At 60.1% G+C, this 22,284-nt stretch carries 12 protein-coding genes; 7 read left to right on the forward strand and 5 right to left on the reverse strand.

Features of this window, described 5'->3' with window-relative positions; genetic code table 11:
- Positions 1-41 precede the first annotated feature (41 nt).
- Complete coding sequence (locus AAIS01_RS09730) at positions 42-1,805, forward strand: cation:proton antiporter (protein WP_343468791.1); 1,764 nt, start codon at positions 42-44, stop codon at positions 1,803-1,805.
- Positions 1,806-1,827: 22 nt separating this feature from the next.
- On the opposite strand, the gene AAIS01_RS09735 is transcribed toward AAIS01_RS09730, so the two are convergent.
- The 3 genes from AAIS01_RS09735 to uvrD all read right to left on the reverse strand — a co-directional run bounded on the left by AAIS01_RS09735 (position 1,828) and on the right by uvrD (position 5,743).
- Entirely contained in the window at positions 1,828-2,235 is a 408-nt protein-coding gene (locus AAIS01_RS09735; RefSeq protein WP_003187120.1) for an SMI1/KNR4 family protein, read from the reverse strand.
- A 138-nt stretch (positions 2,236-2,373) separates the two neighbouring features.
- Positions 2,374-3,249 (reverse strand): Tim44 domain-containing protein, encoded by an 876-nt coding sequence (locus AAIS01_RS09740; RefSeq protein ID WP_092399531.1) that lies wholly within the window; start codon positions 3,247-3,249, stop codon positions 2,374-2,376.
- 310 nt (positions 3,250-3,559) lie between these two features.
- Complete coding sequence (uvrD, locus tag AAIS01_RS09745; protein WP_343468792.1) at positions 3,560-5,743, reverse strand: DNA helicase II; 2,184 nt, start codon at positions 5,741-5,743, stop codon at positions 3,560-3,562.
- Positions 5,744-6,004: 261 nt separating this feature from the next.
- Between uvrD and AAIS01_RS09750 the strand changes: the two genes are divergently transcribed.
- From AAIS01_RS09750 to AAIS01_RS09760, 3 genes are all read left to right on the forward strand, one after another.
- Positions 6,005-8,878 carry a putative bifunctional diguanylate cyclase/phosphodiesterase gene (locus AAIS01_RS09750; protein WP_343468793.1) on the forward strand — a complete coding sequence of 958 codons (2,874 nt, stop codon included), beginning with the start codon at positions 6,005-6,007 and terminating at the stop codon, positions 8,876-8,878.
- Positions 8,879-9,018: 140 nt separating this feature from the next.
- The gene (hexR, locus tag AAIS01_RS09755; protein WP_003187110.1) at positions 9,019-9,885 is read left to right on the forward strand and encodes a transcriptional regulator HexR; all 867 of its coding nucleotides are present in this window, start codon (positions 9,019-9,021) and stop codon (positions 9,883-9,885) included.
- Between the two features lie 231 nt (positions 9,886-10,116).
- A complete protein-coding gene (locus AAIS01_RS09760) occupies positions 10,117-10,326 on the forward strand; it encodes a PA3496 family putative envelope integrity protein (RefSeq protein WP_343468794.1) in 210 nt (69 codons plus the stop codon).
- Here the strand turns inward: AAIS01_RS09760 and AAIS01_RS09765 are convergent.
- On the reverse strand, positions 10,268-11,230 hold the full coding sequence (locus tag AAIS01_RS09765) for a LysR family transcriptional regulator (RefSeq protein ID WP_343468795.1): 963 nt from the start codon (positions 11,228-11,230) through the stop codon (positions 10,268-10,270). The genes AAIS01_RS09760 and AAIS01_RS09765 overlap by 59 nt on opposite strands.
- A 188-nt stretch (positions 11,231-11,418) precedes the next feature.
- On the opposite strand from AAIS01_RS09765, the gene AAIS01_RS09770 reads away from it, so the two are divergent.
- Together AAIS01_RS09770 and oadA are read left to right on the forward strand one after the other, a co-directional pair.
- Positions 11,419-12,834, forward strand: a complete 1,416-nt coding sequence (locus AAIS01_RS09770; RefSeq protein ID WP_092399521.1) for an acetyl-CoA carboxylase biotin carboxylase subunit — start codon at positions 11,419-11,421, stop codon at positions 12,832-12,834.
- A gap of 12 nt (positions 12,835-12,846) precedes the next feature.
- Positions 12,847-14,655 (forward strand): sodium-extruding oxaloacetate decarboxylase subunit alpha, encoded by a 1,809-nt coding sequence (gene oadA, locus AAIS01_RS09775; RefSeq protein WP_343468796.1) that lies wholly within the window; start codon positions 12,847-12,849, stop codon positions 14,653-14,655.
- Between the two features lie 63 nt (positions 14,656-14,718).
- On the opposite strand, the gene AAIS01_RS09780 is transcribed toward oadA, so the two are convergent.
- Positions 14,719-16,896, reverse strand: a complete 2,178-nt coding sequence (locus tag AAIS01_RS09780) for an autotransporter outer membrane beta-barrel domain-containing protein (RefSeq protein WP_343468797.1) — start codon at positions 16,894-16,896, stop codon at positions 14,719-14,721.
- A 385-nt stretch (positions 16,897-17,281) separates the two neighbouring features.
- Between AAIS01_RS09780 and AAIS01_RS09785 the strand changes: the two genes are divergently transcribed.
- Positions 17,282-22,228 (forward strand): OTU domain-containing protein, encoded by a 4,947-nt coding sequence (locus AAIS01_RS09785; RefSeq protein WP_343468798.1) that lies wholly within the window; start codon positions 17,282-17,284, stop codon positions 22,226-22,228.
- Positions 22,229-22,284: the final 56 nt, after the last annotated feature.

A 22,284-nucleotide genomic window follows, 5' to 3' on the forward strand; every position in this document is an offset into this window, starting at 1 on the left:
ATCCGGCTCTGTGATAGGTCATTTGAACAGGGAGCCCCACCATGCATGCCATCAGCTTTATTCAAGACCTGGCAATCATCATGATGGCAGCGGGGCTGGTCACCGTACTCTTTCATCGTTTCAAACAACCGGTGGTGCTGGGTTACATCGTTGCTGGCTTCATCATCGGCCCGCATACACCGCCGTTCGGTTTCATCCACGACGAAGAGACGATCAGGACCCTGGCCGAGTTGGGGGTCATCTTCCTCATGTTCTACCTGGGGCTGGAGTTCAGCCTGCGCAAGTTGTTCAAGGTGGGTGCCACGGCGTTCATCGCAGCGTTCCTCGAAATTGTGTTGATGATCTGGATCGGCTACGAAATCGGGCGCTGGTTCGACTGGAACACCATGGACTCGTTGTTCCTCGGGGCAATCCTGGCCATCTCCTCGACCACCATCATCGTCAAAGCCCTCAATGACCTGAAGATGAAGAACGAGCGCTTTGCGCAGCTGATCTTTGGGGTCCTGATCGTCGAGGACATCCTGGGCATCGGCATTATCGCCTTGCTGTCGAGCATCGCTGTCAGCGGGACGGTCAGCTCCGGTGAGGTGTTCTCCACGGTCGGCAAATTGTCGTTATTCATGATTGTTGCGCTGGTGATCGGCATTTTGCTGGTGCCCAGGCTGCTGGCTTACGTGGCGAAGTTCGACAGCGACGAGATGTTGCTGATCACCGTGCTGGGCCTGTGTTTCGGCTTTTGCCTACTGGTGGTAAAGCTGGAATACAGCATGGTGCTGGGAGCGTTTCTGATCGGTGCGATCATGGCCGAGTCGCGGCAGTTGCTGAAAATCGAGCGGCTGGTGGAGCCGGTGCGCGACCTGTTCAGCGCGATTTTCTTCGTCGCCATCGGGCTGATGCTCGATCCGGTCATATTGCTCCAATACGCTTGGCCGATCGCCGTGATTACCGCCGCAGTGGTGCTGGGTAAGGTGCTATCTTGCGGCCTCGGTGCCTTTATTGCCGGCAACGACGGGCGGACCTCGCTGCGAGTCGGGATGGGGCTTTCGCAGATCGGCGAATTTTCCTTCATCATCGCATCGCTGGGGATGACCTTGCAGGTCACCAGCGATTTCCTTTATCCGGTAGCGGTCGCGGTTTCGGTACTGACCACTCTGCTGACGCCTTACCTGATCCGGGCCGCCGACCCTTTATCGGTCAGGCTGGCTGCCGTCATGCCCCAACGGTTGTCGAGGGTACTGGGAATGTATGGCGAGTGGCTTCGCAGCATTCAACCCCAAGGGGAGGGCGCGCTGTTAGCCGCCATGATCCGGCGGATTTTGCTGCAGGTGGGCATCAACCTGGCGCTGGTCATCGCGATTTTTATCGCCGGTGGCTACTTTGCCGAACAGATGTCGGCCTATCTGCAAGCCTGGATCAGCGACCCGAGTTGGCAGAAGGCGCTGATCTGGGGCGGGGCGTTGTTGTTGTCGCTGCCGTTTTTGATCGCCGCGTATCGCAAGCTCAAGGCGTTGTCGATGCTGCTGGCGGAAATGGGCGTGAAGCCGGAGATGGCCGGCCGTCACACCCAGCGCGTGCGTCGAGTGATCGCAGAAGTGATCCCGATCCTCTCGCTGCTGATGATTTTCCTGCTCTTGGCAGCCTTGTCGGCCAGTATTCTACCGACCAACAAGTTGCTGGTACTGATCGCGGTGGTGGCCACGGCCGTGGCGGCATTGCTCTGGCGCTGGTTCGTCCGGCTGCATACGCGGATGCAGGTGGCCTTGCTGGAGACCCTGGACAATCACAAAGAATCGTCCGGGCATTGACCGACGGCGGGCGTGCGGCGGATCAGCTTTCCAGCCAGACGTCCCGGGCCCAGTGCCAGACGGATTCCCAGGTTTCTTCGGCAATCAGCTCTTCTTCGGCCTGCCACAGCACCACGGTCCCGTCTTCTTCGACGCAGTAATAGTCGTCGCCGTCCTGGCAGATCGGGATCAGGCTACGGTCGACACCGGCATCCCAGGCATTGGCGGCCACATCTGGCAGATAGGTATGGGACTGTGGATCGGTGACGGTCACCGGTTCCAGGCTGCCGTAGACGACATCGCTGACCGTCAGCAAAAATTCTCTGAATACGAACGGAATATCGATGAACAGCTGCTCTTCGATCTCTACCAGCAAGTCTTCGTCAGGCAACTCCAGTGGAACCGGTACGGGTTCGTTGGCTTCACGCAATTGTTCGATGATTTCTTCCACGTCCGGGATCCTCTTTCTCGATGGCGCGGTTTATATGGAGCGGTTTATACAGTAGCTCGCTATAGATGCAACCGTGAAATAGAAAACCCCGGCCTGAGCCGGGGTTCTTTTATTTCAACATGCAAAACGCGCAGAGGTTCAACCGTTCTGGCGAATACCGGCCACCAGCCAAGGCTGGTCATCGCCCAGGGCACGTTCCATGTTCCAGCTTTCGCTGAACGCTTCGCCCTTGTCGAAGCGCGAGTCCTTCGACACACCGCTGAAGGTCAGGGTGGCGATGGTCTTGTCGGCGCGATCATCAACACCGTCCAGCTGTACTTGCAGATTGTCGATGTAGGTCGACTGGAAGCCATCGCCCAGTTCGGCCCGCTCGCGCTTGAGGAATTCCAGCAGTTGCGGGGTCACGAACTCAGAGATCTTGTCCATTTCGTTCGCATCCCAGTGTTGCTGCAGGGACATGAAATGGTTGCGCGCAGCTTCGATGAAGCGCTCTTCGTTGAACCAGGCTGGCGCATTGATCACCGGACGAGCAGCCACGGGGGCTGCCGAACCACCGAAGATCGAACCACTGGCCGGTTGCTGGTTGAACACCTCACGTTGCATCGGCGCATGACCGGCCGGAGCCAGTTGCTCCTGCTGCTTGCGACGACGGGCGGCAATGAAGCGGAAGACCAGGAAGGCGATGACCGCCATGATCAGGATGTCGAAGATCTGCATGCCCTGGAAGCCGTCGCCCATGAACATGGAGGCGAGCAGGCCACCGGCGGCGATGCCGGCCAGGGGGCCGAGCCAGCGCGAAGCACCGCTGGCCTTGGTGGCGGCGCCAGCCGCACCGGCCGCGCCCGCAGTAGCCGCGGTAGAGCCGGCCGCAGAGGACGGTGCCATCTGGCTGGTCTGGTGGGTCGGGGCAGCGCCCGAGCTTTTACCACCGCCAAAGCGCTTGGCGGCATTGGCGTCGATGGCCATCGTCAGGCCGATGCACAACGCCATGGCGATGCTAAGAAAACGTTTCATATAAGGGCATTCCCATTTGTGGATAGCACGCGCGCCATGTTGCACAGGTGAACTGTTGCTGGCTAGCGGCAGAGTGTTTCGGGCTTTTGCGTGACAGGTGAGGTTCAGGTTCAGCCGCGCAAGAGGGTCTGTTCGCTTTGGGCTGTAGGAAAAGGAAATAAGTTCGGTCGGAAGCTAATGTGGGAAGGGGAGAGACCCGTGGGAGCAAGGCTTGCCCGCGATATCGATCGGTCTGACGCATCTGTGTCGAATGTGCCACCGCCTCGCGGGCAAGCCTTGCTCCCACAGCAAGGTGCTTCTTACGAAATCTCTAGATCGCTTCCAACTTGGCATACCCCAGCATCAGCCACTTGCTGCCTTCGCTGAAGTTCACCTGAACCCGTGCCTGGGCGCCGGCGCCTTCGAAGTTGAGGATCACGCCATCGCCGAACACCGAATGTCGTACGGTCTGGCCGAGACTGAAGCCGGTTTCCGGGATGTCGCTGCCGCCAAACAGGCTGCTGGTGCTTTGCTGCTGGCCGCCGCCGAACGGACGGCTGACACTGTTGGACAGCCGCACTTCCTGAATCAGGCCTTTGGGCACTTCACGTACGAAGCGCGACACCTTGTTGTAGGTTTCGCTGCCGTACAGGCGCCGGGTCTCGGCGTACGTCAGCACCAGATTCTGCATGGCGCGGGTGATGCCAACGTAGGCCAGGCGTCGTTCCTCTTCCAGGCGCCCCGGCTCTTCCAGGCTCATCTTGTGCGGGAACAGGCCCTCTTCCATGCCCACCAGGAAGACGTAGGGGAATTCCAGGCCTTTGGCACTGTGCAGGGTCATCAGTTGGATGCTGTCTTCATGCTCGTCGGCCTGGGTGTCGCCGGCTTCCAGCGAGGCATGGCTCAGGAAGGCCGAAAGTGGCGATAACTCCTCGTCTTCCTCGGTGTTCTCGAAGTTTCGGGCGGCGCTGACCAGCTCCTCAAGGTTTTCCACCCGGGCTTGGCCTTTCTCACCCTTTTCCGCTTCGTGGTAGGCGATCAGGCCGGACTGCTCGATAACGGTCTGGGTCATCAAATGCAGCGGCATGTCCGTGCATTTGGTGGCCAGGTCTTCGATCAGGTCCATGAACGCCTTCAGTGCACCGGCGGCGCGACCGGTCATGCCTTTGTTGGCAACCAGCTGGCGCATGGCTTCCCACATGGACACATGGCTGTGGCGCGCGTGGTCGCGAATCGCTTCGACGGTTTTCTCGCCAATGCCCCGGGTCGGCACGTTGATTACCCGCTCCAGGGCTGCGTCGTTGCCGCGGCCCTCCAGCAGGCGCAGGTAGGCCATGGCGTTCTTGATTTCGGCGCGCTCGAAGAAGCGCTGGCCGCCATAGATGCGGTACGGGATACGTTCGCGCAACAAGGCCTCTTCCAATACCCGGGACTGGGCGTTGGAGCGATACAGGATGGCGATGTCGCTGCGGGCCAGGCCGGTTTTCAGCGCGCTCTCGATGGTTTCCACCACGTAGCGGGCTTCATCGTGTTCGTTGAAGGCGGCATAGAGGTTGATCGCTTCGCCTTCGCCGCCGTCGGTCCATAGCTCTTTACCCAGGCGCCCGGTATTGTTGGCGATCAGGGCGTTGGCGGCCTTGAGGATGCCGGCGGTGGAGCGGTAGTTCTGTTCCAGGCGGATCACTTGGGCGTCAGGAAAGTCCGCCGAGTATTGATGAATATTCTCGATTTTGGCGCCGCGCCAGCCGTAGATCGACTGATCGTCATCACCCACCACCATCAGGCTGTCGCCGCCCTTGGCCAGCAGGCGCAACCACGCGTATTGCACGGCGTTGGTGTCCTGGAACTCGTCCACCAGCACATGCCGGAAGCGCTTCTGATAGTGCGCCAGCAGGCCTGGGTGGTCGCGCCACAGGTCCAGTGCGCGCAGTAGCAGTTCGGAGAAGTCGATCACACCAGCGCGCTGGCACGCCGCCTCGTAGGCTTCATAGATGCTGCGCATGGTCGCCAGGAACAGATCGCCGCTGGCCTGGATGTGTTGCGGGCGCAGGCCTTCGTCTTTCTGGCCGTTGATGAACCACTGGGCCTGACGAGCCGGCCAGCGCTGCTCATCCAGGCCCAGCTCACGGATCACCCGCTTGACCAGCCGCTGCTGATCGTCGCTGTCGAGAATCTGGAACGTCTGGCTCAGGCCGGCTTCCTGCCAATGTGCCCGCAACAAGCGGTGCGCCAGGCCGTGGAAGGTGCCGACCCACATGCCGGCCGGGTTGATGCCCATCAACTGCTCGATGCGATGGCGCATCTCGGCAGCGGCCTTGTTGGTGAACGTCACCGACAGGATCGAGTGGGGCGAGGCGTTCTCGACCTGGATCAACCAGGCGATACGGTGCACCAGCACTCGGGTCTTGCCGGAGCCGGCACCGGCCAGGACTAACTGTCGACCCACTGAGGCTGCTACAGCCTGGCGTTGGGCGTCATTGAGGGAGTTCAGCAGAAGGGAGAGATCATCGCGCATCGAGGCATTCTAGGGTGCGGCGGCACCCCGGGCAAACCGAGCTTTGCGCGAGCCGATAAAAGACCGGTTGGGGATGACCGGTTGGTCATGGGCCACAGGCATTGCCGGGGCTCGCTTGAAGGGCCCGTGACCCAATGAAATAGCGACTTTTTCAGCATTTTTATCAGCTTGGGCAGTGTGGGATGGCCGTTGCCTTGTGTATGCTCGCTGAATGTTTCGGGTTCTCCATGCTCCGCTGAATAAGAACAAGAACAAGTGCCTATGACCCTAAATTCCGATCTGGCGGGCCCCTGTGTGGAACCACGGATCATCTGCAAGCAGTACGCCACGGAAATGGCGGTCGAACGCACAAGGCTGTTGTATCAGGGTTCGCTGCTGCCCACGCTGTTCATGCTGGTCAACGGCCTGGTTTGCGCCGCGTTGTTGTGGGGGCCTTCGCGTCATTTTCAGGTCAGCGTCTGGCTGGTCTGGTTGCTTTCGCTGGTAGCGCTACGGGTCATTCAGGTGGCAGCCTTCGATTCAGCGATACCCAGCCGTCAGGCGCACCCGGTCTGGCTGCGAATGTTTTTGCTCGGCTCGGCAATGACCGGCCTGACGTTGGCCGGGGCGGGCATCGCGCTGGTTCCGACTGACAGCTTCGAGCAACAAGCCTGGGTCTTCGGCCTGATAGGCGCAGCTACCCTGTCGGCCAGCGTTGCCTATGCCGTGAGCCTCCCGGCATTTTTGTCCTTTACCTTGCCGTGCCTGTTGCCGGCCATCGGTTATCTATTCTGGGGCGGTGATGAACAGCAGCGCGGATGGGGCTGGCTCGGGCTGGTCGTACTGGTCTCGCTCAGCGTGGTCGCCTGGCAGGTCAACCGGTTGATACAAAGTGGCATGCTGCGAAGGTTTCAGAATCAGGCGCTGATCGAACATTTGCAGCAGGCGCAAGCCCGTAGCGCGCAACTCAACGAGGCGCTTGGCCGGGAAGTCGAACAACGCCGCTGCGCCGAGGAAAAACTGCGGTCGGCCCAGGTAGGACTGGAGGCGCGCGTGGTACAGCGCAGTCTCGAACTGGAGGCGACCAGCCAGGCCCTGAGCAAGAGCGAAGCGCGTCTTGACCTGGCGCTCAAGGCCAGTGAGTTGGGGCTGTGGGACTGGAACCTGCAAACCGACGAAGTCCATCACACCCAGCTCAAGGAACTGTTCGGCCTGGAGCCCGAGTACATCACAGCGATGCTCAGCCATCTGACCCCGCGCCTGCATCCTCAAGACGTGCCGGCCCTCAAACGCGCCCTCGTTGAGCACCTCAAAGGCCGCAGCGAGGACTACCAGATCGAATACCGCGTACGTCACGGCGATGGCCATTGGGTCTGGATCGAAGACCGCGGTCGGGCCGTGGAGCGCAGCCCGAGTGGCCGAGTGCTGCGCATGGTCGGCACCCGGCGAGACATCAGCACTCGTAAAGAGCTCGAGCAACAGCGCCAATTGGCGGCCACGGTTTTCGAGGCCGCCAGCGAAGGCATTGTGATTTTTGACCCGCATTACGCGCTGCTGGCCGCCAACCAGGCCTTCACGCGGGTCACCGGTTTTAATATCGATGACATGCTCGGGCGCAATGTGGTCGATCTGCCATGCAGTCGTGATGCCCGTCGGCACTACCCGGTCATTCGCCAGGCGCTCAAGCAGTACGGCACCTGGCAAGGTGAGCTGGTGGAGGCCCGGGCCAATGGCGAGTTGTATCCGCAGTGGCTGCAACTGAACGTGGTGCGTGATGCTCGGGGAAATGTCAGCCATATCGTGGGCTTCTTCGCCGATCTTTCGGCCCGGCGCGAGTCCGAAGAGCGAATGCGCTACCTGACCCATTACGACGAACTCACCGGGCTGGCGAACCGCTCACTGTTCCGCGAGCGCCTGCACGAAGCCCACCAACGGGTACGCCAGGGCGGACGACGCAGCCTGGCATTGCTGCATATCGACCTGGACCGTTTCAAGCTCCTCAACGATAGCCTCGGCCATGATGTTGCTGACCAGCTGTTGCAGAAGATGGCCCGCCGTCTGATCAATGCATTGCCCGAAGCGGACACCATCGCCCGCTTATCCGGCGATGAGTTCGGGGTGCTGTTCGATGCCTACGGCAACCTCTCCAGCCTGGCGCGGGTGGCGACCCGATTGTCCGCCAAGCTGCGCCTGCCGCTGACCATCGAGGGCCATGAACTGGTGGTCAGTGCCTCGATCGGCATCAGTATGTTGCCTGACAACGCGCGGGAGATTTCCACGCTGGTCAGTCAGGCGAACATGGCCATGCAACATGCCAAGCATTTGGGCGGCAACAATTTCCAGTTCTATACCGACAGCCTTCAGGCCAGCACGCTGGAGCGGCTGCAACTGGAGAACCAGCTGCGCAAGGCCCTGGAAGAGCAGCAATTGAAGGTTTTTTATCAACCCAAATTGTGCCTGGCGACAGGCCGCCTGAACGCCGCCGAGGCATTGGTGCGCTGGGATCATCCGCTCATGGGGCGAGTCCCGCCGGGAGACTTCATCAGCCTGGCCGAAGAGACCGGGCTGATCGGGCCGATCGGCGAGTTCGTGTTGCGCCAGGCCTGTTGGCAGGCGTGCCAATGGCAGCGTGAGGGCCTGGCGCCGATCAGGGTGTCGGTCAACCTGTCGGTGCATCAGTTGCGCCAGGGCAAGCTGGTCAGCCTGGTTCGGCAAGTGCTGGAAGAAACCGGTCTGGCACCGCAATACCTGGAGTTGGAGCTGACTGAAAGCCAGTTGCTCGACAGCGTCGAACACATCATCGCCACGTTCCAGCAATTGCGCGACCTCGGCGTCAAGTTGGCGATCGATGATTTTGGCACGGGCTATTCGTCTCTGAGTTATCTCAAGCGCATCCCGGTGGATTACGTGAAAATCGATCAGGCGTTCATTCGTGGGCTGGTGGAGGGTAGCGAAGACGCGGCCATTACCCGGGCAATCATAGCAATGGCCCATGGGTTGTCGCTCAAAGTGGTGGCCGAAGGCGTCGAGCGACCAGAGCAACTCGAATTTCTGAAAGCCGAACACTGTGATGAGGTTCAGGGCTATCTCATCAGCCGACCGGTTGAGGCCCAAGGGTTGGCCGCGTTGTTATGGGCCAATCGGGATGATTGCTAGCCCGCCGTTGCTACATGGCACGCATGCGGCATGAAACCGGGAGATTGAGTTACGGATTGGGCGGGCAAAAAGCCGATTCTTGTAGTATAACTACAAGCTTGCTACATCCCGGCTTCTGCCAATAACAAGAGTCCAGTCCCTTGAACCTGTTGCAACACATCGCCCAGTCACGCCATCTGCTGCGCAAGTCGGAGCTGAAAGTCGCCGATCACGTATTGCTTGATCCTGCGGCCGTGATGCACAGCTCCATGGCCGATCTTGCCCACAGCGTTGGCATCAGCGAACCGACCATTGTGCGTTTCTGCCGAGCCATCGGTTGTTCGGGTTTTCAGGACCTGAAACTCAAACTGGCGCAAAGCCTGGCCGCGGGTGCGAGCTTCGGTCAGTTTGCCATCCATGAAGACGATTCGGTCGCCGACTACAGCCTGAAAATCTTCGACACCACGCTGCATACCCTGATGGAGGTTCGCGAGAAACTCGATCCGGTGGCCTTGCAAAAAGCCGTCACAGCCATGTCTCAGGCTCAGCGCGTCGAGTTCTATGGCTTTGGTGCTTCAGGCGCGGTGGCGGCGGATGCCCAGCACAAGTTTTTCCGTTTGCTGCTCACGGCGGCGGCCTATTCCGACCCGCACATGCAGGCGATGTCGGCGGTCACCCTGAAACCCACCGACGTGGCGATCTGCATTTCCCAGTCGGGGCGCTCCAAAGATTTGTTGATCACTGCCAACCTGGTGCGCGAAAGCGGCGCCTCGTTGATCACCTTGTGCCCGAGCCAGACGCCACTGGCCGAGCTTTCGACGGTGAACCTGGCCATCGACGTGCATGAAGACACCGAGATCTACACGCCGTTGACCTCGCGCATTGCCCACCTGGTGGTGATCGACGTATTGGCGATGGGCGTCGCCATGGCGCGCGGCCCGAGCCTGGTCAACCATCTCAAGAGCGTGAAGCGCAGCCTGCGCAGCCTGCGGCTGTCGCCCAAGTCGGTGAAGGCGCTGGATGACTGATTGGGTCTCTCCGATTCTTTGTCGAGGAGGCTTTTGTGGCGAGGGGATTTATCCCCGCTGGGGCGCGCAGCGGCCCCGTTTTTTGCGGTTGCTGCGCAACCGAGCGGGGATAAATCCCCTCGCCACAAAACGGCATTTGCCCGAATTCATCGTTCTGTAACGCTCGCGCCGCCAAACCGTCATCCCGCGCCTTCATCGTAAAGCTCCCGTATACGTCTTGGGAGTCTCGACATGACCCAGTCCTACGAAGAACGCAGCGCCGTCAAAACCCGTCGTCAGCAGGAAGACCAGCGCCGCATGGCGTTCCGTCGTGCCATCGAAGACCGCTATGAGCAGCGCCAGTTGCTGGCCGAAATCAGCGAGTTTCCGGACGCAGCAGCATTCAACTATTGGCAGGCAGCACCGGCGGCTTCCCGTCGAAACGACCAACCAGGCCAATGATCTGAGCGCGCTCGCCGCGAACGAACGCCAGGAAGGCGTGAGCCACCGGTGACAGGCGCTTCGCCCTGGCCTGCACCAGGCACCAGCTGCGGTACAGCGGCAGCTCCTCCACCGGCAACTCGATGAGAGCGCCGGATACCAGCTCCCGGCTTACGGCGTGGCGCGTCAGCAGCGCCACGCCCAGCCCCGCCAGCACGCATTCGCGTTGGGCCTCCGCCGACGCCACTTCCAGTGTCTGGCTGAAATGCACCCGTTTCTCCTTGAAATATTCCTCGCAGGCCAGCCGCGTGCCTGACCCCGGCTCGCGCAGCAGCAACGTATACGGCTCAAGGTCTTGCAGGCGCAGCGGGCCCATGTGGCACAGCGGGTGGTCGGGCGGCGCCACGGCGACGATTGGATTGTTGAGAAATGGCAGGAATTCCAGGCCCATGTCCTGAGGCACCATGGACATGATTACCAAATCGTCCCGGTTGTCCGAGAGCCTTCGGATCACTTGGCCCCGATTGACTACCGTGAGGTTGAGGTTGACCTCCGGGTGCTGGCGCTTGAAAGCGGCAAACAGGTGCGGCACGAAGTACTTGGCGCTGGATTCCACCGCCAGCTTCAGTTGGCCTTGCAGCGAGCCCTGCATGTCCGACAATTGCATGTCGAGGTTTTCCAGGCGCCCGAAGATGTCCCGGCTGGCGCGTTGAAGGGCTTCGGCGGCCTCGGTCATGTAGAGTTTTTTGCCTACGTACTCGAACAGCGGCTGGCCAATCAGCTCCTCCAGCGACCGAATCTGTAGGCTCACGGCCGGTTGTGTGAGAGACATTTCGTCGGCTGCGCGGCTGTAAGACCTCAGGTCGCATACCTCATTGAAAATCTGCAGTTGACGCAATGTCATACGCATCAATGACTTACGCATTTTCTATAGGCTCCGGCCCGGGACGAATGGATCAACTATAAGTCTTTGCTTATGCACGACCCAATAAATATTCATTTTTGTTAATCCCCAGCCAGGACTAGTGTGGTGCTGCGACCGATTGTTACATCTGGTCACGCGTCGACCTGAAGCTCCAGGTCGTGGTACCACCGGCTCAAGGGAACCACCAAGTGATAACAAAGATCCTGATCGCCAACCGTGGTGAGATTGCCGTCCGCATCGTGCGTGCTTGCGCCGAGATGGGCATTCGCTCGGTCGCGGTCTATTCCGACGCGGACCGCCACGCATTGCATGTCAAGCGTGCAGACGAGGCCCACAGTATCGGCGCCGATCCGCTGGCCGGCTATCTCAACCCGCGCAAACTGGTGAACCTGGCCGTGGAAACCGGTTGTGATGCGTTGCATCCCGGTTATGGTTTTCTCTCGGAAAACGCCGAGCTGGCGGACATCTGCGCCGAACGCGGGATCAAATTCATCGGCCCGTCGGCTGAAGTCATTCGCCGCATGGGCGACAAGACCGAAGCGCGTCGCAGCATGATCAAGGCCGGCGTACCGGTCACGCCGGGCACCGAAGGCAACGTAGCGGGCATCGAAGAGGCCCTGACCGAAGGCGACCGCATCGGTTATCCGGTGATGCTCAAGGCTACGTCCGGTGGCGGTGGTCGGGGTATCCGTCGCTGCAACAGCCGTGAAGAACTCGAACAGGCCTTTCCGCGCGTCATTTCCGAAGCCACCAAGGCGTTCGGGTCGGCGGAAGTGTTCCTGGAAAAATGCATCGTCAATCCCAAACACATCGAAGCGCAGATCCTGGGTGACAGCTTTGGCAACGTGGTGCATCTGTTCGAGCGTGATTGCTCGATCCAGCGTCGCAACCAGAAGCTGATCGAGATCGCCCCCAGCCCGCAACTGACACCTGAGCAGCGCGCCTACATTGGTGACCTGTCGGTGCGCGCCGCCAAGGCCGTGGGCTACGAAAATGCCGGCACCGTGGAGTTTCTGCTCGCCGAGGGCGAGGTGTACTTCATGGAGATGAACACCCGGGTGCAGGTGGAACACACCATCACCGAAGAAATCACCGGCATCGACATTGTTCGCGAACAGATCCGCATCGCCTCCGGCCTGCCGTTGTCGGTCAAGCAGGAAGACATTCATCATCGTGGCTTCGCGCTGCAGTTCCGGATCAACGCCGAAGACCCGAAAAACAACTTCCTGCCCAGTTTCGGCAAGATCACCCGCTACTACGCCCCCGGCGGCCCAGGCGTGCGCACCGACACGGCGATCTATACCGGCTACACCATTCCGCCCTTCTACGATTCGATGTGCCTGAAGCTGGTGGTCTGGGCGCTGACCTGGGAAGAAGCCATGGACCGTGGCCTGCGGGCCCTGGATGACATGCGCCTGCAGGGGGTCAAGACCACCGCGGCGTATTACCAGGAAATCCTGCGCAATCCGGAATTTCGTAGCGGCCAGTTCAATACCAGCTTCGTCGAAAGCCATCCTGAGCTGACCAACTACTCGATCAAGCGCAAACCCGAAGAGCTGGCCTTGGCCATCGCCGCCGCCATTGCCGCCCACGCAGGCCTGTAAGGAAGTATGACCATGTCCAAGAAGATCTTTGTTACCGACACAATCCTGCGCGACGCCCACCAATCGCTGCTCGCCACCCGCATGCGCACCGAAGACATGCTGCCGATCTGCGACAAGCTCGACAAAGTCGGCTACTGGTCGCTGGAAGTCTGGGGCGGCGCAACATTCGACGCCTGCGTGCGTTTCCTGAAGGAAGACCCGTGGGAGCGCTTGCGTCAACTGCGCGCGGCGCTGCCCAACACTCGTCTGCAAATGCTGTTGCGCGGCCAGAATCTGCTGGGCTATCGCCATTACAGCGATGACGTGGTCAAGGCGTTCGTGGCCAAGGCTGCGGTCAACGGCATCGATGTGTTCCGTATTTTCGATGCGATGAACGACGTGCGTAACCTGCGGGTCGCCATCGAGGCGGTGAAGGCCTCTGGCAAGCACGCTCAGGGCACCATCGCCTACACCACCAGCCCGGTGCACACCATTGAGGCTTTCGTCGCCCAGGCCAAGCAAATGGAAGCCATGGGTTGCGACTCGGTGGCGATCAAGGACATGGCCGGCCTGCTGACCCCATATGCCACGGGTGAGTTGGTCAAGGCGCTGAAGAGCGAGCAGTCGCTGCCAGTTTTTGTCCACTCCCATGACACGGCTGGCCTGGCCGCGATGTGCCAGCTCAAGGCGATCGAAAACGGCGCCGATCACATCGACACCGCGATCTCCAGCTTCGCCTGGGGCACCAGCCATCCAGGCACCGAATCGATGGTCGCGGCCCTTAAGGGCAGCGAGTTCGACACCGGCCTGAACCTGGAATTGCTGCAGGAAATCGGCCTGTATTTCTATGCGGTGCGCAAGAAGTACCACCAGTTTGAAAGCGAGTTCACGGCGGTGGACACCCGGGTGCAAGTCAATCAGGTACCGGGCGGGATGATTTCCAACCTGGCCAACCAGCTCAAAGAGCAGGGCGCGTTGAACCGCATGAACGAGGTGTTGGCAGAGATTCCACGGGTGCGCGAAGACCTTGGCTTCCCGCCCCTGGTGACCCCGACCTCGCAGATTGTCGGCACCCAGGCGTTTTTCAACGTGCTGGCCGGTGAGCGCTACAAGACCATCACCAACGAAGTGAAGCTCTATTTGCAGGGCGGCTACGGCAAGGCTCCAGGTTCGGTGAATGAGAAGCTGCGCCGCCAGGCCATCGGCAGCGAAGACGTGATCGATGTGCGTCCGGCCGATCTGCTCAAACCGGAAATGACCAAGCTGCGTGGCGAAATTGGCGCACTGGCCAAATCCGAAGAAGACGTACTGACCTACGCCATGTTCCCGGACATCGGCCGCAAGTTCCTCGAAGAACGCGAAGCCGGCACCTTGACCCCGGAAGTGCTGTTGCCAATCCCTGAGGCGGGCAGTGTGAGCTCGGCGAGCGGTGAAGGCGTGCCGACCGAGTTCGTCATCGACGTTCACGGCGAAACCTACCGCGTCGACATTACCGGGGTGGGCGTCAAGGCTGAAGGCAAGCGGCACTTCTACCTGTCCATCGACGGCATGCCCGAAGAGGTCGTGTTCGAACCGCTCAATGAGTTTGTCGGCGGCGGCAGCAGCAAGCGCAAACAAGCCACTGCGCCGGGCCATGTGAGCACCACCATGCCAGGCAACATCGTCGATGTGCTGGTCAAGGAGGGCGATGTGGTGAAGGCGGGCCAAGCGGTGCTGATCACCGAAGCCATGAAAATGGAGACCGAAGTGCAGGCGGCTATCGCCGGCAAGGTCACCGCCATTCATGTCGCCAAGGGCGACCGAGTCAATCCGGGCGAGATCCTGATCGAGATCGAAGGCTGAGCTAACAGCCTCGATACAAACGTTTAACCTCGGGGGGGCATGTGCTCCCCTTTTTTTTGCTTGTCAGAACATCATTCGCCATTGGCCCGTCAGCGCCCCGTTGCGGTTGTCCTGGCCGGCTTCACCCATGTAACTCACCCCCAGGGTATGCTGAGGCGAAACGGCCAGCTCCAGCCCTGCTTCCAAGAGCAGGCTGTCACGGTCCAGTTCGACGCCTTCGACGGTATACGACTTGCCTGCGCCGGCCAGGCCCTGGCGGGAAGTGCCTCGGGTCTCGCCGTAGTGATGTTTCCAACCGAGACTCAAGCGCGGCGTCAGTCGCATGCCTTGGTCAAGAGAGAAGGACCGGGCGAGGTGCAGGCCCAGGTTGCTGTGGAAATAGTCCTGGGTCTGGCCGTTGAACTGCAACGCCGCGTCGCCACCTTTCTCTGAATAGCGATCGCGTTGGTAGCGTTGATAGCCCAGGTCGACATAAGGCTCGATATCAAAGTGCCCGATGTTCAGGTTGTAACCGAGCTGGCCAAAGACCTGCTGCGCATGGGCATCGTAACGACCTTTGAGGCGATCCCTGAAACCGTTGAAGACCACATGGCGTTTGTTGCTGCCGTCATGATTGCCGTAAACGGCGCCCAGGCGCAGGGCCCATGGCCCGTCCTGGCGCAAGGCATAGGCGCCCAGGTGCCAACTGTCGAGCCGACCCTCGAACTGCCGGCTGTCCAGCCGGGTTTGCGTCTTGCTGCCGATCACGCCCAGGCGCCAATCCGGGCTGATGGCCCAGTCGGTTCCCAGCATCACACCTCTGCTCGAGTGTCTCAGCGCATAGCTGCCCAACTGTTTGCCGATACTGCCGCTGTTACCGATGGCCTGAACCCAGACTTGACCGTCAGCATGCACGCTCCCCGGGTTTTTCTGGCCCATGGCCGAGAGCATTGCGCTGCTGATCGGCGCCATGCTGCTCAAGGTGGCGTTGCCCAGATCCGCAGTGTTATAGCCACTCAGTTGATCGATGGCGTCGGCGGCGGTCATCATATCGCTGCCGAGCAAGGCGTTGATGGCGGCGTTGGGTTTTGCGACTGGCTTGGCCGCTTGCAATGGGGCGCCGGGGTCTGGTGCGGTGCTGGTGATTTCTGGCGGCGCCGCAGGTTTGATTGCCGGGGCTTCGATCCTGGGTTTGGCTGCGGCTGCCTGTGCAACGGTGGGCACGTCGACGGGGGCGGGCGCTGCTGGTTTGGCCGGTTGCAGCGCTTCGATATGGGTCGCAAATTCCTGGCCGTTTTCGGTCGTTGCTGCTTGCTCGAAGGGAACATCGTTGCGGGCGTAAGTCAGGTGGACTTGCGTATCGGTGGGCGTCAGCGTCGCCGTCATGAAGGCCAGCTTACTGGAGACCGTGCCGAACGCTCCTTCGATCTTCCCCGCGCGGATGACCGTGTGCTCACGGGTTTCAATGTATTCGCCCGGCACGCCGGCGACGGTCAGCGTCGCGTTGTTCAGGAGCGCGCTACCTTCAACGTTGATCGTGGCGCTACCGCCCTCTGCATTAACCCCGTAGATCAGTTCGGCAGTCTCTGCCAACGACAAATCCTTGGTAATGGAGGGGGCGCCTGTTTCGGGGCCGACTTCCAACTGGCCCGCGATACTCAAGAAATCCACAGTTCCATTGCCGCTGAAGCGGGCTTTCTCTTGTACATAAACCTGCCCATTGACCACGCCAGCGTTTGTCATGTGGGCACCTGGCTCGACAGTCACGCGATTGGCGATCACTCCCGTGTTGTCCAGCTTGCCGAGAACGCCTACCTGCCCGTCAATTCGGCCAGTGTTGATCAACGTGGTGTCCGGCTCGATCACGCCCCAGCCAGCGAAGCTTGCGGTGTGCTGCCATTCGCCTTTCGAAACGTGCAAAGCCATGAAATTGCGGGTTTCAGCCAATACTGGATGCTGGGCGGCGTCCAGTTGCAGAACGTTTTTTCCACCGCCGCCATCAATGATCCCGGGGAATTTTGCATTTGCGCTGATGATGACCAAGTCATTCTTGCCAGTCCATTTCGCGTTGCCTTTACGGGGGGCGATGGCATTCTGTTGCTTGGTGTCCGGGGCTTCGGCGAAGGCTCTGAGGTGCTCTTGTTGCTCGGCGGTTGTGAGGATATCGGCTGGTGACTGAGCCGCTGAAACGTCGGCGCAACCGAGCACCCAGGCAATTGCCAGGGCAAGCTGTTGGGGTGGGTGTAAATGTTGGATAGACATCGAATGCGGCCTCTCTTTGGAAGGAGTCCGCACTTTAAAAATTCCACCTTGACCACGATGCCGGCTAACGCCTCGCCTTGGGCAAGACACAGCAGATGAAATCTGTAGGCTGGTCGGGTTGCGATCCAGACATCGTCGCGTTGGCTGCCATGGCCTGAAGCGATGGCCTACAAGATCCTCGGAACTGTCCTGTCAACTGCGCTTGAGATACGCCCTCCCATCATGCCGCTCCATCCGCGCCTGAATCAGCACCGCATCGATAGAGGGCGACACGTTGGATTACGTTTTTCGCCACGCTGTGTAGCCACGCTATACATATGTATGCCGTTTTGGCTGCGACGGCGCGATAGGGTCCGGATTCTTCAATCAGAACCGGACCATTCAGATGTCTACTTTCTCCAAAGGCGACCGGGCCAACGCCGTCGTCCCCCAGAGCGAACCGCTCAGTGCCCAGGCAAGGGTACAACTCAGGCAACTGGAGTTGCTGGACGACAACCAGATTCAACTCACCCAGTTGTTTGCAGGCCTTCCCACTTTCGATGGAGTGCTTGGGAACCTGCTGGTCAGCCTGCTCAAGGCGAAGATTCCCGCCGACACATTCCGGGCATCGCTGCTTGCGGATATCGATCCGGATAACTGCTACGTGAACCGCTTTACCACGGACCAGGCCGGTGGCCGCTCCCTGACGTCTTCGGAGCGTTTCACCGATGTCCTGCGCAACGGTTTGCTGAGCGACGCGGCACCTGACTTCACGAAGGGCGACGTCGGCTTTTTCACCCGTGCGGACTCGCTGGAGGAGGCCGACAGCGTATTTGCCCGGCAACCGGACGCGCAGACGTTACGGACCTTGGCGTCGGTGTTCCATATTTCTCGGCCCACGACGAACGACCGCGTGAAAGGTCAGTTCCGTGACGAACTGGCGCGCTTTCGCCTTGGCAAGCGCCGTGGTGACGACAGCGAGGCGAGCACACCGTCCACGGCTGAGGCGGTTCTCGCCCAATTGCTTGCCCAACGATTCCTGCACCTGTTCGATTTGTATAAAGCGGATCGGGATCCTGCCGCTCCGCTCACCCAAGCCGCGCGAATCCAGCAGGCCGATGACGATCGCCTGCTGGACATCATCACCACCCATCCTTCCCAGGCGGACAGAAGCCGACTGTTACGGGCGCCCATTCCGCATGTCTATGCCGTCCTGCTCGACCAGGGCACGGCCTCGCCGCAGAAATGGCCTGCGGCAATGGTGATCAAGTTCACTGATCGGCCCTCGTTGTTCCTGTATTCCCTGGAACGCGGGCTGCAGCGGTTTCATTCTTTTCAGGATCTGGTCGACAACGTCCGTCCGCTCCACGCGGGCCAGGAACGCTCGATCCGGGATATTTCCACTGAACTGGCCGGGCATGTGTTCGAGGTGGCGGCAGCGGATTTGCTGCAGATGCAAAGTGCTGCCCTGGAGGCGGTGTTGGCTGCGCCGGGCAACGCAACGGTGTCCGTGGATGTCTTTGCCCAACGGGCGGAAGAGGCCCTTGGCTTGCCCATGTTGTCACTGGCCGGGCCACTGGCGGCCCGCCAGGAAACCTTGGTGGAAAATCGTCGTCCGGGTTTCTATAAAGCCGCGACGCGGGCCGAACAGGCCCGCTATCGCCGTCTCGAAGAACAGGCGCTCCAGGCCGCCTACACATTGGGAAGCGGTGTCCCGACGCTGGTGCAGTTCACTCACCAGAAGGTCAAGCAATACCTCCAGAAAACCATTCACCCGCGCATAGAGCCCGATCCGGACCGGACCATGGTCAGGCTTTTCTTCGGCGATCGGGCCAATCCAAGGCAGTCCAGGATCTGCAGCATGACGCAACTGATGCTCGATAATCTGCGTGCGCCGCAGTACCCGAACGCGATGAGAGAAGTGCCGGCCGTCAACCTTGTCGATCGGCATGGTCAACGTGTCCGGCACCCCACAAGCGGTTTTCTAATCACAGTGACAGGGGCCGAACTGGCCAGGATGGCGTCGAGCATTGATGCCGGTGGCCGTTATGAAATCCTGCTTCGTGAGCAAATGAACACACCGCAATACAAAGTGGCCTGGCAGGCGGCATACCTGGCCAGTCTGGAATTCAAAGGCTATGTGGCCGGGCTCAGGGGCGACGAAGTGTTCAAGGCGGTCGTGGTGGACCCCGATTCCAGCTCGCCCAAGCCGCAGAAGCTGGTCGCCGGTTGGCTGGAGGCTGTGCTGCAATCGCCCACCGCCGCCAAGCGCAAGACGGTCGGCGGGCGAGGCGTGCGCCTTTATGGTCTGCTCTTGGGCGGTACTGTCGGTGCGCAGCACGGCACGCTGGGCAACGCGATCAGTATCGATGGCGTGCTGATTCTTTCAGACCAGCCGGGGCCCCAGATCGAGGGGACGGTGGGCGTCTATTTTCCGGACAGCCCCCATGGCGATGATTTCCATGAGTTTTCGGACCTGAGCGACGGCGTCACAGGATTGCTGCAACAAGAAGAATGGCGCAAGTATTTCCGCTCGCGCATGTCCACCTTCGATCCTGAGGAGATAAAGCGTGCATTGGGGCAATATCGCGGGCGTCCCTTGGTCCGTGGCTTTTTGATCGCTGGCAATTTCCTCGAGAACTTTCACCGGGCCCACGTCAATTTCCACAGTGCCCATGCCGATCACCGCTCCAACAGCAACCGCGATATCAGCAATCAAACCGCCATGAGGTTGGCGATGATGGTGGTGGAGTTGGTCATGGACCTGGCTGGCCTGCTGCTTATTCCCGGTTTCCAGATGCTGACGCGGGCCGTTAAAACCGGCGTGCTGGTGCTCAGGACTGGTGCCGTGCCCACGCACCTGGACACGTTGAGGTTTGTGCATACGGTGGCAAACACCCGACGCTCGCCAGGCCTCGCTAGCGTGCCGGTCAAGGTGCGCGGCCAGGGGACTTTCCTGCCGGTAGCGGCTCGGCAGAGCCAGACTGAAGCACGGTTTGGATTGCCCTTGGAGGACGCGCTTTATCGCCGTTATGCCGTGACGGATACCTCGCTGTTACGTGAGGTGCCAGCGGATGCCCAGGGTTTCTACCGCCCCACCATCACCGATGGCACCACCGGCAGCGTTACGCGCCAAGTGTATGTGCGGCAACCCGACGGGACGGTGTTCCGAGTGCATGACCATACGCCGTTCAAGGCCACCGAAGCCACCATCGTCAACCCTGCCACCGGGTTGAGCATCCGCTCAAGTGGGGTGATGAGGAGCACGGTGGCCCGTGGGCCCGATGGCGAGTGGCGCGCCGTAGGGTCTGGCCTGGGCGGAGGCAAGCGGTCGCCGGAAGGCTCTCCCCAACCGGGCCCCTCAGACCCCAAGCGATCAGCGCCTTCGCTTCGTGCCGTTTCCGACCTGATCCGTACGCCGGGGGTATGGGATGTCCAGATCATGGAACTGGTGCCTTCATTCGTCACCCGCATTCCGAGTTGGCCGCAAAATCGCAGCTTGCTGATCATCGATCGACGCCATGGGCACCGGGATTGGACCGTGCGTTTCACCCCAGGTCAGCACGAAAGCAGCTACCCATCGGGCGCGCATCCGCTCAGGTCAAGCACGGACGTCGTGCTGATACGCACGGGGGAAAACCATTACACATTAAGGCTGGCTGACAATACGGACGTCACGCTCGCGGCCGACGGCGATTGCTTCTTCAATGCCATCGCGCGGGGCTTGAACAACGGGCAGGCGCAGCCGAGATTTTCGATGCAGGGACTGCGCAATGAAGCCGCCGCCTACATCGATCAACACCCGGAGCTAAGCAATTACCTGGTGACGCAGCCCACCGGGTTGCAGCAAGCGCTGGCCGATAACGTGCATACGCTGGAGCATCTGTTGGAAGAGGCGGCGGTGCTCGATCTGACCCAGATAGTCTATGGCGCGCCTAACCCCCATAACCTGTTTCAACCGCTCTTGAACTACTTGAACCTGTACGCCAGGGACATGGGCCGCAGGGTATTGAATCAAGCACAGGACGCTGCCCTGCCACCGGAGATACTGCGACACATCGGTAGCTACCTGTCACCCCGGATGCCGGGTCGCCCGATGCTGAGCAGCGTTCCGTACTACACGCAAAACAACCAATCGCTGCGGGCATTTTTCGAGGACACACTGTTGGGGCCTGTCCAGGAAAGTGAAATTTCTGAGTTGCTCAATAATGAGTACCTCATGCTCTCTCAGGACGTGGTTCATATCATGCTCGAGTACGGCATCAAGGCGCGAGAGCTGACCGATCACCACCCCAAGAATAACCTGGCGTATGTCCGCTACGAACAGGCCGTGCATGCTCATCTCAATGAAACGCAGCTCGAAGACCTGCTCAATGGTGCCCTCCTGGTAGAGTCCGACGACTTGAAGAAGGTGAAAAGAAGGTACGAGCAGGAAACCGGCCATGTCATGGATGAGGAGTCGGATCTGCTGGACCAATTCATCTATTACGACAGGGCCGAGGACTTGGTGGACCTGCTCACCGTAGCCCTCGAGCGTTTCCCTGACTTGCTCGAAAGGGCCAATATCATCCTCAGATCTCCGGTGGTCGCTTCCAACCTGGGGGGGTTGTTTCCTTTGAATATACTTGCTCAATGGATACGCGACCCGAAGGTGTCCGACGCGCGACTTCTACTCATGGCCGAATACATCAGTGGCCAGTATGACGAGGTGGCGACGTACGGCAGCGTCGATATCCGTTGGATGCAGCCGTTCGATGACTGGAACCTGCGGAGCCTGTTCAACCATCGGCAGGTCCTGATGCGTTTCTTCAACTTTCTTGAAGGTACGCGATACGTCAAGGACACTGACCTGCCTACGATCGCCAGGCTATTCAGCATGTCTGGACACGCTCCTTCCAATAGCAGGATGGCGATCCTGTTCAACAAGCCAAATCTCTGGAGCAGCATTCAAGGCATACGTGGAATCACGGCTGAGCGCGCCAGGACAATGTGGGGCGATTTGATCGGGCCGCAGTTCAGCGATCACAACATTCGGTTCGCGCTGGGACGACCGGGCTCGCTGAATACCGAGTCAGCTTTCATGGACGCATTGATCGACAGCCTGGTGAACGATGAAGCCCGGGCGCACCGGCTGATCCTCGATGCCTACACCATGAGCCCAAGGCAAGCCCAGTACCTGCTCCACAATTTCGATTTTTCACAAGCGCCGCCGGAGCACAACCGACTGAACTTCGCCAGTTACGTGAGTGCCCATGGGACCATTCCGCAATGGGCCTGGCAATATGCCCGAAGAAGGGTGACGCCCGAATTGATCAAGCCATTCCTGGACACGAGGAAACCGCCTAAACCTTGATAGCTGTTCTGAACGATCGCCGCCGCGCATGGATGCGCGGTGGCGATCATCCTCGT

This window comes from Pseudomonas halotolerans, assembly GCF_039581215.1.
In the GTDB taxonomy this organism is placed as follows: Bacteria; Pseudomonadota; Gammaproteobacteria; order Pseudomonadales; family Pseudomonadaceae; genus Aquipseudomonas; species Aquipseudomonas tehranensis.

What these genes read in the sequence shown, in the direction of transcription:
- oadA (WP_343468796.1), top strand. Translation starts at nt 12,847, where the DNA reads ATGTCCAAGAAGATCTTTGTTACCGACACAATCCTGCGCGACGCCCAC.
- uvrD (WP_343468792.1), bottom strand. Translation starts at nt 5,743, where the DNA reads ATGCGCGATGATCTCTCCCTTCTGCTGAACTCCCTCAATGACGCCCAA.
- AAIS01_RS09780 (WP_343468797.1), bottom strand. Translation starts at nt 16,896, where the DNA reads ATGTCTATCCAACATTTACACCCACCCCAACAGCTTGCCCTGGCAATT.
- AAIS01_RS09750 (WP_343468793.1), top strand. Translation starts at nt 6,005, where the DNA reads ATGACCCTAAATTCCGATCTGGCGGGCCCCTGTGTGGAACCACGGATC.
- AAIS01_RS09785 (WP_343468798.1), top strand. Translation starts at nt 17,282, where the DNA reads ATGTCTACTTTCTCCAAAGGCGACCGGGCCAACGCCGTCGTCCCCCAG.
- AAIS01_RS09740 (WP_092399531.1), bottom strand. Translation starts at nt 3,249, where the DNA reads ATGAAACGTTTTCTTAGCATCGCCATGGCGTTGTGCATCGGCCTGACG.
- AAIS01_RS09730 (WP_343468791.1), top strand. Translation starts at nt 42, where the DNA reads ATGCATGCCATCAGCTTTATTCAAGACCTGGCAATCATCATGATGGCA.
- AAIS01_RS09765 (WP_343468795.1), bottom strand. Translation starts at nt 11,230, where the DNA reads ATGCGTAAGTCATTGATGCGTATGACATTGCGTCAACTGCAGATTTTC.
- AAIS01_RS09760 (WP_343468794.1), top strand. Translation starts at nt 10,117, where the DNA reads ATGACCCAGTCCTACGAAGAACGCAGCGCCGTCAAAACCCGTCGTCAG.